This is a genomic window from Bradyrhizobium genomosp. III (assembly GCF_000261705.1).
Taxonomy (GTDB): Bacteria; Pseudomonadota; Alphaproteobacteria; order Rhizobiales; family Xanthobacteraceae; genus Bradyrhizobium; species Bradyrhizobium ottawaense.
The window spans coordinates 1-12,674 of the sequence record NZ_AJQF01000533.1; the positions used below are offsets into that span (position 1 = coordinate 1).

Consider the following 12,674-nt stretch of genomic DNA (forward strand, 5'->3'; position numbering starts at 1 on the left):
GCGGCTTGATCGTGCAAATCCGCCTCAACCTGGAGGCCGTCGAAAAACTGAGGCCTGAGATCACCGACCGCAAGCAGCGCGAAGCCGCGCTCGCCGTCCGCGAGGCGCGCAATCAGGCCGACCAGTTCACTAAGAGTCTGCGGGCCATTCTGGCCGACCTGAAGCGCGTCCGACGGACCGTCATGGAGTCGAAAACAGTCGCTACCCGGCTCGAAGCCTTTTTCGAGGAGTTCATCGAACAGCTCCTGCTGAAGGATTTCGAGTCCATCCTCACCGTCAACCATCCATACCGCTTCCGCGACGCCATCGTCGATCTCGCGCGGAGGATCTCCTACAGCCCGGAAACCATGCAGGTCCTCGCCGAGGAGTACATAGCTTCCAGCATGGCAGCCGACATCGAGGACGGTCGAATGGCCGCGGCCGACGACCTGCTGGCTATCGAAAGCATCTTCGATCAGATCGGGGAGATGTTCGACAGGATCGAGGCCTTCCGCAGGCAGCTCGAAGCCCGGGTCCGCAACACCATTAAGTACGCCGAGCGGGGCGGGCAGGGACTCGTCGGCCGGGCCGGCGACCTGGTGCGGCGCCTGGATGCCTTACTGCGCGACGGCAGGCACCACAAGGCGACAATCGAATGGAGCATCGAGCCGCTGCGGTCGCCCTGGTCGGAGCACCATCAGGCGCCGGCCAGGCAGCCGCGCCGTCCCGTCGAAGCAAGGGAGCTCGCCGAGCCGCCGTCGGATCCGTTGTATGAACTGCGCAAGAAGCTCCGCCTCGAGTACATCGCTCGCATCGCGCCCCGCCCCGAGGATGTCAGACGATTCCTCGAGGGCCAGGTGCCGCCATTCGCGACCAGGGAAGCCCGCTTCATGGAAATCGATACCGTGGACGACTTTCTCGCCTTCGATTGCGCCCGCCGATATGCGCTGACAGGCGAGGTTCCGGCGCAGGTCGCGGCCGGGTTCGAACTCGAACCGTGCCCCGACACGCCCCCACACGACAGCGAATGGCTCCGTTGCGCCAACTTCCTGGTCAAGCGATCGGGCGCACTCCGGAAGGCGAGGGCGGCTCATGCTCAGTGAGTTCGAAAACGTCGAGCGCTCCTTCGGCGCGGAAAAGGCAGCCGACCTCCGCAAAGCGCAGCACTTCCTGCTACGGCGGCAGTTCGTGTTCGCGGGAGACCCCCGGACCGGGACAGTCTACAACACGATCATGGACGGCCGCTTCCGCGACGTGGTCGACGGCTTCTTCGATAGTTGCGGATACCGCGTCCACCGCGATCCGGAGGCGCAGTGGGCCGGCATCGTCGCCATGGACGAGGACGTGCCGCTGCCCCGGATGAAGCTCGACGAAACCATCGTCATGCTGGTGCTGGCGGCATACTGGCAGCAGGAGGTGAACGTCGGAGCAGTCGAGGACCGGGCCGTCGTAGTGGCCACTTTGAACGACCTGTTCGATCGCTACCGCGAGATGGCGCAACACGGCGGCGGTGGCGCGATCTCGGCCGCCCGGTTCCGGGACATCCTGCGCGAGGTCGCCCAACGCAGTTTGGTCGAGATCGGTGATTTTGACGACGAGCAGCAGGACTGCGAGATCAGGATCCGTCCGATGATTAAGCTGATCAGTGGCGGCGATGCCCTCCAACGGCTCGAGCGCTACGTCCGTAGCGAGGAGGCGCGGTTTCCGCAGCCCACAGGAGGCGAGGCATGATGGAGCTACGCCACCTGACGATGGTGAACTGGCACCTGTTCGACGTCGCCGACATCGACGTGACAGGACACGTCGGGGTCCTGGGCGAGAACCGGTCCGGCAAATCGACAATCCTCGACATGGCACAGGTCGTTCTCACCGGCGCGAGCCGGCGGTTCTTGCGCCTGAACGCGGTCGCCGGCGATAGCGGAAAATCGCGCAGCGGCTCGAAGCGCAGCGTCGTCGATTACTGCCTTGGGACGCTCGGCGAAGACCAGCGCCGGCGCGACGAGGCGCGCACCTACATCGCGCTCGGTTTCGAAGACACGGAAGACGCCCGGCCACCGGTCACGATCGGCATGGCGCTCGAGGCGCGCAAGTCCGACAGCAGGGAGACTGTGCTGGCATTGTTCGTCGCCGTCGGGACCGTTCTGAGCTCCAAGGACTTCATCGAGCAGCGAGGAAAGTCGCAATTCCCGGCGCAATGGGAGGACGTGCGCGCCCGGATCGTCGCGGCGGTCGGCGAAGGCAGCTTCGTCAATCATCGCGACCGGGCGAGCGACTATGTCCGCGAGTACATGCGCCATCTTCTGCCGCATTCGTCCTTTGGCGAACAGAACGCCAGCGCCCTGCAGAAATCAATCGTCAACGCGATGACGCTCGATCACAACCAGACGGCGACGCAGTTCGTGCGGAACTACATCCTCGAGGACAGTCCGATCGGCATCAAGGAGCTGCGCGAGTCGATCCAGACATACCACAACATCAGCGAGACCATCCGGAAAATGCGCCTCAGGCTCGAAGCCCTGAGGGCGCTTCGGAGCGTCCTCGCCGCGCTTGAAGAGGCGCTCGAGACCAAGTTCAGGGAGGAATGGGTCGCAAAACGCGCGACTTGGCTCGCGGCGCGCGCGACAAACCTGGACTTCAAGACCAAGCGGCGTACCGAGATGGCCCGCCGGGACGCCGCAGCAAAAGAACTCGAATTCATCGACGACGACGTCAAGGCCATCGATAAGGAGATCGAACGCCTCACGGCCGCGATCGCCGAGCACGATGCCAAGACCGGCAGAAAGTCCCTGCAGCAGACCGCCGATGTGGCCGGGCAGGCGGCGCACCGCGCCTCGGCGGACTTCAAGGCTCGCATGGAGAACATCCGTCGCCTGGAGCCGCTACGCGCGATGTGCGCGGACGGTTTCGAGGACTTCGTTCCTGCGCTTGAGCGTCTTCTGACCGCCACCGCCGGGGCCGACATCGTGGGCGTCTCCGACGAGGTCACCGCGGCCGAGAAGTCCTTCGCGGCAAGCGGCGCCAAATGGCTGCCGAAGATCGACGAAGCGCGTCAAACGATCATCGCGGAGCTTTCTGGCCTCCGCGGCAGGCGCGACGAGGTGCTCGAACGGATCCGACAGCACGCCGCCGGAGGGGCGCGTGCCTATCTCGGCGACGACACTGAACTCCTCTGCCGCAGGCTGCGGCAGGAGGGAATGGTCCCGCGCGTACTCTGCGACATCATCGAAGTCGCCGAACCCGAGTGGGTGGGAGCCGCCGAGGCGCTCCTCGGCCGCGACCGGGAAGCTGTGTTCGTGGACAGAGCGGATATCAGCGCCGCCACGTCAATCTTCAAGGAAGGTCGCCGCGAGTTTCGCCATGCATCGCTCGTGAGCCTAAACAAGCTCGAGCAGTTCAGGGCCAAGCCGGAGCGCGGCACTTTCCCCTCGATCTTCCGGAGCCAGGATCCGGACGCGATGGCCTTCATCATGCGCCGCTACGGCAATGTCCGTCTCGCCGACACGCTCGACCAGTTCAACAGGCCCGGCCGGGCGATTATGAAGGACGGCCTCTACGACGACGGACTCGTCCGGAGCCATCGCTGGATCGAATCCTCGCAGCATAAGATCGGAAAGGCAGCCCAGGCGAACGCCCTGCGATCCCTGCAGGATCAGGCCGAGGAGCTGGGTCGGATCATGACCGACAAGGGGAAGGAGGCCCATGCCGCGGAGCAGGCTTTTGCCGCTCTGAAGAACATCTGCGAGGGACGTAATGACCTGGGGGCGTGCGCGGCCGCCTTCGTGGCCGCGCAGACTGAGGTCGCTGAAGCTCAGGCCAGGCTCGATGCTCTCGACGGCGCGGGGGACGGCGGGCTTCGCGAAAAAAAGAGGGCGCAGCAGAAGCTGAAGGAGAAGAGGCTGGAGGAGAGAAAGACACAGCAGAAGGCATTCGGCGAGCATGACGGCGAGGTCAGGTCGGCGGAGAGGAGGCTCGGAGAGGGCGAGAACGTGCCTGGCTCCGAACTCAACCTTAGGGTCGCCCGGTCGATATACCGCAAGTTCTTCCCACTCTACTCCACCGCGAAAGGCAGGGCCGTCTACCGCGACCGCCTCGATGCCGCAGCCCAAAAGGGCTTCGCGGAGAAACACCGGGCTATCGCCGAGAAGGCCTTGAAGGATGCGAACGCGTCCGACAACGAGCGCGCCCGGATCGAGCGACGGGTCCGCGAGCTTCTTTACGATTACTTCGACCAGTTCGGGATGAGTTCGCAGGTCGGCGCGGAAAGCGAGCCGCTGCGGGAGGTGAAGCCATGGATGGAGCAGCTGATCTCGGATATCGAATCCAACGAGCTGCGCCAGTACGAAAGGCAGGCGCGGGAAGCGGCAGAGAAGGCCTCCACCCTGCTGCGCGGCGAATTCATCAATGCGCTCACGGCCCGGATCGGAAAGATGGAGCGGGAGCTGCAATCGTTGAACCGTAGCCTCTACGCACATCCCTTCCATAACGAGCGATATTCATTCCATCGCACCCAGATGGTGGAATTCCAGCCCATCCTGAAGATTATCGAAATCGCCAAAACCTCTCCGGAGGCGCTCGATATGCTGTTCCGGGGCGACGTGCCCGATGACTTCCCGCACAAGGATACGATCGTCGCACTCGAGGCGCTGCTCGAGGACCCCGACAAGGATTTCGCCCAGTTCGAGGACTACCGCAACTTCTACACCTTCGAGATCCACATGGAGGATGTTGCCACCGGCCGCTCGACCCGCTGGGAGCAGCGGCGCGGCACCGGGTCTGGCGCTGAACAACAGGTGCCTATCTACGTTGCCATCGGCGCTTCGCTGGCCGCCGTCTACGGCAGCGCGGAGCGTCGTTCCGGCAAGCCCGCCGGTTTCGCGCTCGCCATGTTCGATGAGGCCTTCTCCAAGATGGACGGCAAGAACCAGCGGCAGATGATGAGCTTTTACAAAAACCTCGGCCTGCAGTTCGTGATCGCGGCGCCGTTCGAGAAGCGCGTCGCCGTGCTCGAGCACATGGACACCATCGTGGAGGTGGACCGGATCGGCGAGCAGTCTAGGGCCACTGTGGTGGAACTGAAAGAGAAGGCCAAGCGCGAGCTGATGGCCATCGATCCGGACCTGATGTCCGAAGATGAGCTCGCCACCCGTCTGGCCGCCGAGTAGCCATGGCTCGGCGTTTCACGGATGCGATCGGCCTGCTGAACGACCTGCTCAACCGCTTCGAGTCCGGGGCCGCAAGCCCGATCGCCCACCCGGACTACCCCGCTTTCCCATCAGTAGTCGCGGCGGACGCCTTCCTGAAACAGATCAGGGAAGCCGAAAGTGCCGCCGCGGTCTCCATTCGCTGGGGGCGCGGCGCCAACCGAGACCAAGTGGCGCACGTGCGGTTAGCCTCGGCGGAGATCTTATACCGATATCTCCGCCGTACCCCCGCGTCGCGCATCGCGGAGGATGCCGCCGTGCGGCTTGTCGCCGGGGCGGCGATGCACGACTCTCTGAAGAACAGCTCTTCCCAAGTCGCCGAGGTATGGGGGCGGGGGAAAACGTGGCACGGGTTCGCTTCGTCCGATGTCGAGACACTGCGCGACGCGTTCGTTCTCGCCCAGGCCATCCTGGCTAACAAACATCTTGGCGTCGACTACAAGACCTTCTCGAGACGAACGGTGGGGCACAGCAAAACGCTCGAACGGATCGAAGGCGCGGTCGTGCGGCTCCTGAGCGGCATCCTGGAGTTTCCCCCCGGCGCGCGGCCACGCGAGGCGCTCCGGGCAATCGGCCTTGAGCGCTTCGCGCCACCGCTGCTGATCGCGGGCAAGATCGACCTCGATGGAGCCGACCTCTCCGGAATCTCTCCGCTGTATCTCGGAATCACTCCCAAGGAAGCAGATCGCGTCCGCTTCCGGGAGCCGCCGGCCTACGTGCTAACGATCGAAAATTTCGCAAGCTTCAACCGGCACATCGCCGAGGCGGACCCCGGCCGATTAGGAACGACCATGTATGTCGGAGGGTACCCCTCGCTTGCCACCCAGCAGGCGCTGCGGACGATCGCAGGATTGGTATCCGAACAGACGCCGATCTTTCATTGGTCGGACATCGATCCGGACGGCACCTGGATCTTCCACACCATCGAGCGCGCCGTCGACCGGCCGATCCGTGCCCACCTCATGAGTGTCGAAGTTGCCGAGCGTTTGGGACAAGTGCCGTTCAAAAAATCCGCACCCGCTCGATGTCCACCGGACTCCGGTATCGCAGCTCTGGCAGCGTACCTGGCGAAAGATGGAGCCAAGACGCTCGAGCAGGAAGAACTCGATCCAGTCCTGCCAGAGTTTCATTAGAAAATGCGCGCGGACGCTCGTGGTTGCGGCTTTGGCTGTCTCGCTCAGGACGTCATTTGTTTCAAGCGCGACAACAGCACCGCCCGCAACTACGTGCTGCGGGCAAACCGACATCGTTTCTTCATAAAAACGCTCAACCAGCATTGGCATGCCAGTTGCTTGAAGATGGGACGAAACCACCTGTGACTATGATGCTCGTTCAGCATCCGGTTGAAGTATTGAGATGAAATATGCCCGCTTGATCGATGGCAGAGGTCCCCCGATGCGCTTTCCAAACCGGGCGCCTGCCTCGCGAACTCTGCCATCTTGGGATCGCGCTCCGGTTTGCCGGGCAGAAGCCGATTGTCTTGGGGGCTCGCAACGAATGGTGGTTCTCAGCAAGAACGCCAGCGTAAAGGCGTCCTCAGGACGATCGTTTGGCATCGGATTAGCCCATGGTTCGGGGTGGGGCATCTGCGACATGCAGAGCCTGCGCTCTTGAAGCTAGGTGTCGGCCTTGCATCGGGGCTTGCAGATGGTCAATGAGCTAATGCAGAACGATTGGGATCTTGAGAACATACTCAGGCAACAGGACGAGCTCAAGGTCAAGCTGCTTCGCGCCCAATCGGTTGTCGCCGAATGTAAGGCAGGATTGGCGGATCTGGAGCGGAGGCTTGAGTGTCGAGCGGTCTCGATCGATGAACGCCAGCGCAACTCTGCGGCAAACAATTCAATACGCAACGCACGGCCGCCTAAATCGCGAAGCCTCGATAATCCTGTTAACCCGGATGCTGCCGTGGCGTTTTCGCCTCGATGGGACCGCTGAAAGCTGCCGCCGCGCACGTTAACGGCGACAGGTTTTGGGACGGACCTGGCGAAGATCTCGAGACGCATGGTGTTGCGAACCCGGCGGGCGAACTGGACAATTAGGTGCGGCCTTGCCGATAGGCTCGGCTTTTTGGCTGATCGCGGTGCGTCCGCCAGGGATGCGCGCAGAGCAGCACCAGATAGGGGACGTATCGCCGCGTCTTTGGCTAGAGCCTCCTGTTTCGGGGCTGCTCACGTAGATGTCCTGAATCGAGTGTCAAGAGCTCTCCACTTCCAGCCAGTTCGGTCGTCTTGTCCGTCTTTAAGTCGTTGAAATTTCCGATTAGGCGTCCATGGAGGGGGCGCGAGCGGGCGCGTTCAATGACCACGATGGTCCGCTATGGCCGTTGGGCAGGCGACGTGCCGAGCGGTGCTGACCGCGGAAGCCGACCATGCCTCCGGCATCGCATGGATGATGACGGAACTCACTGACTATGTCCCGCAAGCGATCACTCCGGAACAGGGCGGGTAACGGCAGTCATCTAAAAATTCGTGAGACACCAGGAAGAGGGGATCCGGTGCGAATGCGATCCGGTGCCGGCCGTAGCCTCGTCAGCTTCTCGAAAGCTTTCCCGAATACTCACTGCCCACCGATCCTGGACGAGAGGCTGCGTGGACTCACGCGCAATTGGAGTTGCACAAATGAAATCGGGGACCGGTTGGGAGCTCAATCAGTGTGAGCAGGCTGACGTTACGAAGTTGTTGGATTTTCGTACTATCGCAAAACGCTTCATCTTTTTCGCGCATAGGCAAGGTGCTGCTGCGCGATCTCAAGTCCAGGCGTCTACTGCGTCGGATAAATGTCATCTTGTGCGCGCCAGTGACGCACGCGGCGACTCGATCAAGCCAGCGCTCAATACCAGAAAAGGCACGCGACAATGATGCGCGTGACAAAAGCACGAGCAGGTCAATGACAAAGCGTTTTCGCAACTGGGCCCTATTGTCCATACTCGCCTCCATGGTTGTCGGCCCCGCCGCAAAAGCGCAAGACCGCCGGACTATCGCCGAACCTGTTGCACCTGATACGGTCTGTGATCGCCCTGTGCCTTCCGGCAAGAACGATACAGTTAGCCTACAGGAGGCCATTGAACATTGCCCCGATGGCGCTGCAGTTTATCTCGGGCGCGGCGAGTTTCACTCAGGTCCACTCGAGATGAAATCGGGCGTGACCTTATGGGTCGGACGCGGTGCGACACTGATCGCCATCCCCGAACCTGCCGCTTACGACAAGGGCCTCGGACAATGTGGTCGCATTGCGGAAAAGGGCGACGGTTGCCGGCCATTCATCAGCTTTTCTAAAACGCGCGGCGGCGGTATCTACGGAGAGGGCATCATCGATGGTCAGGGCGGCGCGCTGATCGGCGGCGGCGCGGAAACCTGGTGGCAGCTAGCCCGCCGCGCCCAAGCCCAGGGCGGCAATCAGAACGCCCCACGCTTGATCCAGGTCGATCATGCGCAGGATATCACGTTCTCTGGTGTCACCTTGCGCAACGCTGCCAATTTTCATGTCGCGATGAACCGGGTTGAAGGTGCCACGTTTTGGGCCCTCACGATCGATTCGCCGGCGGATGCCCGCAACACCGATGGCATCGATCTTGGCGCCAGTCAGGATGTGACCATCACCCACAGCTGGATCCGTACGGGTGACGACAACGTCGCAATCAAGGCCGGCGACAATGGTTCAAGCAGCCATATCTCGATCATTGATAATTATTTCGGCTGGGGGCATGGCATGTCGATCGGCAGCGAGGTGAATTCCGGGGCCAGAGACATATTGGTGCGTAATCTGACACTGGATGGTACGACGTCGGGCCTGCGCATCAAGAGCGATGTTGGTCGAGGCGGTCTGGTCGAGAACGTGACTTATGAGTACGTGTGCCTGAGGGGCAACCGGTGGCCGCTGGCTTTCGATGCAAAATATGATCCGCGCGCTCAAGGCACGAGGATTCCGGTCTATCGGCAAATCGTTCTCCGTCATGTGCATGGCGACACTGGTGTGCTGCTGATGCGCGGCATAGACGAGCGGCATGCCCTGGACGTGACACTCGAAGATGTTCGATTTGCCAATTCCGCGACTTGGCAACTTGAACATGCGAACGTCAGCGCAAATCACTCTGACGTATGGCCCCCGCTGCCCGGACGAGCTACACAACCGCCGCTGCGCGGATCGGAGGTATGTTCCAAGGCATTCCGCGACGGCAATCGGTAAGCACTACACGCGGCGCCGAACTCAGGTGGTGAGTTCCGCATCTGGGGCCAAGATTACTGGTGTTGACGAAGGTCGGGCTCATGTCCCGAGTTGGTTGCTATTGGCCGACAGTTTTGCAGGGCCGGAAATGTCAAGGTGACGCAGGTTCTGATTTGGCGATGAAAATCTTGTGTCGATGCGCGACGGCTATCCCGCTGAGAAACGAAGTGTAAGATCACATGCGAATTTTCGTTTCCTCCGCTGCACTTCTGGCGGGATGTTTCTGCATCGCCGCGGCGTACGCTCATCCACTGTTGGTGTCGCATGCCGGAAATGCAGACTATCACTCCGTGCAGCAAGCCATCGACGCATTGCCGGCGGAAGGCGGAAACGTCCGGATCGCGCCAGGCATCTATCGCGAGAAGGTTAAAATCACGAAATCCGGTGTTCATCTCGCAGGGACTGGCAACAAGCCGGAGGATACGGTCATTGTGTATGGCGACGGCGCGGTCAATGTAGGAGGAACGGCCCGTTCGGCGACGCTGGATGCCCCTAGCGATGACTTCCGGCTCGAGAATCTGACCATTCAGAACGACTATGCCCTCAATCCGGCCAATCCACCTTCGCAGGCGGTAGCGCTGTCCGTTACCGGAGATAGGGACGTCATTACGCGCGTCCGCCTGCTCGGCGCCCAGGACACGCTGTTTGCCGGCAAGGGACCAAACGGTAGAATGTCACGACAATACTTCTCGAACTGCTACATCGAAGGGCATGTCGATTTCATATTTGGCAACGCCAAGGTCTGGTTCCGGCAATGTGAATTGCACGGCATCGCCAATCAAGCGGTCATCTATACCGCTCAGAGCAAGGCAACGCCGGATGAGGACAGTGGCTATGTTTTTGATCATTGCAGGCTAAGTGCCGACCCTGCTGCGCGCTATATCGCGCTTGGCCGCCCCTGGCGCTCCTACGCCACAGTGGTCTTCCTGTCGACAAAGATAGATGCACGAGTGATTGCGGAAGGCTGGCGCGAATGGGCTCCCGGCGAGACCAACAAGTTGAGCACGAGCTATTATGCCGAATATAGATCCTTCGGCATCGGTGCTAACCCATCAGGCCGCGAGCCTCATTCCCATCAACTGAAAGATGGCGAAGCTGCGAGATGGTCGCTGAGAGTGTTCTTCGCGGGTGTCACAGATTGGCTGCCCACGAACCATCAGGTTCGAACAAAGAGCAATGTTCACGGTGAAGGGGTTCCACGGCGATCCTCGGATGAATGAGGGGAGCGAGCCTGATTGTGATGGAGAGTCTTGTACAGCAACCCAACCGCCGCCGGAGCCAAACCGACGGAAAGGGGGGCCGGCGCGACGATCTCATCTGTTCGCCGTCCACCCACATGCGCCCGCTTCAGCTCGCAGATCATCTTGTCCGTTTTGGCGGATCAGTGTCGGCAAGCTCTACGGACCGTCACGTCAGCACGTCGTCATCGCTCGGGAACGGCTGATTTGCCTGTTCAGCGCCTTGCGCAGATCTCCGGAGAGCGAAGTGGGCTGATGCTTCGCGGCTATATTCGTTCGGTCGGTGAGCGACGAAAATTCCCGTGCGCGAGGCGAGGGCGCCTATCTGCGCCCCGTCGAAAGTTGCTTCGGAACGAGAGCTCAGTCGGTCGAAAAGTTGTTGAGGAGACCAAGGCGCGCCGCGGCGAAATCATCGGTTACGGAGGCGCTGCCTCAGCCAACCAACTCGGTTGACGAGGCCGCAGACTGTTCGGCAGGTTTATTTGACTTCGGGGGCGTTCCGCGAGCTCCATCTTGGCAAGCAAGTTGTGGAGTTCAAGCATGCACCGCGTTGGCAGCTTACGATGGCCAAGCCGTCGTGCAGGTGAGGTCGTGCGCGCTCGAGCGGGGCGGTCCCGAGACTGCAAGAGAAGCCTTGCGGTCCCTCAGTCAAAGACTGAGCCCGATTGAAGTGAGCGAATCGAAGTCTGCCGGATCTTCATTGCCAACTTGGCTTGCCAGGCACCGTTACTGCTGCGAACTCAGGACGCCCTGCACATCTTCTCGAAAAAGAATGTTTGGGGTCGTTTTGATGCCTGAACGCGCTCGTCGCCACTGGGCGAGAATCTCGTCTCCGAGCGGAACGTCCCTTTCGAAGGCTTACGGCGCAATTCGCCGTTTCTCGTACGACGTGGATCTCACATACGGCATTCGAGCAACAGCTCCGGACCCGGTGGACAATTTGGTCCCTCAGAACCGCAGTCAAAGCAAAAGTGCCAACGCGCGAGAACGCCTCCGGTCTGCGTCAAGGAAAAGACGTTGTGCGTCATCAATGAACGCCTGCAATAGGACAAGCTCACTACCAAAATTGATGCCAAGGACGACAAGATGCACGTCACGTATGATCCATTGGAGACGGTAGCGGCTATGTAAGTCCCGCCGTGATGCTTGAATTCGGCGCACGATCGACCGGCGATCCATTGTTAGATCGGTCGACCAATTTCGTCAGCTCGAACACGAAACCGGCGAAGAGGTGCGATAAAATTGGAGCAACTCCGTCCGTCGTCAGGCGGGTGCCGATGCGACGCCGGTCTCGCGCGCAGCAATATCCTGATCTCGTCAGCTTCTTGAAAGGTTGCGGCTACAACAATCGAGAATCTGAAGAGCTGCAATCTCGCCGTAATCCAGGCCGTACGGATTGCTGCAGGGTCTCTACAAACATGAGGAGAGCAGGATGGATCCGGTTGACCCATTCTTCGATTCAGGAGCCTGGATGCGGGAGTACGCCGCGCTGCCGGGGCGGGCGGGTCAGCGACGGGGCGACTCAAGCGAGCAAGGCGACTTTGAGAAGCGTATGGAGGATTTGCATCTCGATCCGTCTGATCAAAGCAAGTCAACTTCACCTGATCGGCCTCCCGCAGGAGGTGGTCGAGCAGTCCGGCGGGACGATTTCGGCGGTTCGATGCGGGCGCCGCCGCACTCCACTTTTAGGGAGAGTGCGCTAGGCGACACGCGCCGGAGCGTAGACATTCCCAGCTTTCAGCTTACCGCTGCGACGCAAGTGCTGCAGTCTAGTTTGCGAGATGATCTGTTCAGCAGCGCGCGCTAAAGCTTTCCGGACGCAGAGTCTGCCGCGTCGGCCAAAAGCGGAAAAAGCCGCAGATTATGGTCACGCTTCAAGTCGGGAATCGGCAAGGCGCTTGGCCGGAGCAGCAGTGAAAATTCGTCGCGCGACGCTGGGCAATCTGACGTCTTTTCGACGAATTTACGAATTGATTATGCGAGGCAGCCGGGCCGTATAGCGCGACGATCTGGGTCGGAAGAGCGCGGC

The 12,674-nt window shown here is 61.0% G+C and carries 7 protein-coding genes; all 7 read left to right on the forward strand.

Features of this window, described 5'->3' with window-relative positions; all coding sequences use genetic code 11:
- A partial coding sequence (locus IC66_RS0140975) for a Wadjet anti-phage system protein JetA family protein (protein WP_049806757.1) occupies positions 1 to 1,082 on the forward strand: 1,082 nt, incomplete at its 5' end.
- Positions 1,072 to 1,710, forward strand: coding sequence for a DUF4194 domain-containing protein (locus IC66_RS0140980; RefSeq protein ID WP_014497836.1), 639 nt, complete (start codon positions 1,072 to 1,074; stop codon positions 1,708 to 1,710). The genes IC66_RS0140975 and IC66_RS0140980, both read left to right, overlap by 11 nt.
- A complete protein-coding gene (locus IC66_RS0140985) occupies positions 1,707 to 5,141 on the forward strand; it encodes an SbcC/MukB-like Walker B domain-containing protein (RefSeq protein ID WP_038951296.1) in 3,435 nt (1,144 codons plus the stop codon). Before IC66_RS0140980 ends, IC66_RS0140985 begins: the two co-directional genes overlap by 4 nt.
- A 2-nt stretch (positions 5,142 to 5,143) precedes the next feature.
- Entirely contained in the window at positions 5,144 to 6,313 is a 1,170-nt protein-coding gene (locus IC66_RS0140990; protein ID WP_038951298.1) for a Wadjet anti-phage system protein JetD domain-containing protein, read from the forward strand.
- Between the two features lie 514 nt (positions 6,314 to 6,827).
- Positions 6,828 to 7,118, forward strand: a complete 291-nt coding sequence (locus IC66_RS44585) for a hypothetical protein (protein ID WP_014497834.1) — start codon at positions 6,828 to 6,830, stop codon at positions 7,116 to 7,118.
- A gap of 951 nt (positions 7,119 to 8,069) precedes the next feature.
- A complete protein-coding gene (locus IC66_RS0141000) occupies positions 8,070 to 9,368 on the forward strand; it encodes a glycoside hydrolase family 28 protein (protein ID WP_014497833.1) in 1,299 nt (432 codons plus the stop codon).
- Between the two features lie 218 nt (positions 9,369 to 9,586).
- Complete coding sequence (locus IC66_RS0141005) at positions 9,587 to 10,627, forward strand: pectinesterase family protein (RefSeq protein ID WP_011084794.1); 1,041 nt, start codon at positions 9,587 to 9,589, stop codon at positions 10,625 to 10,627.
- Positions 10,628 to 12,674 lie beyond the last annotated feature (2,047 nt).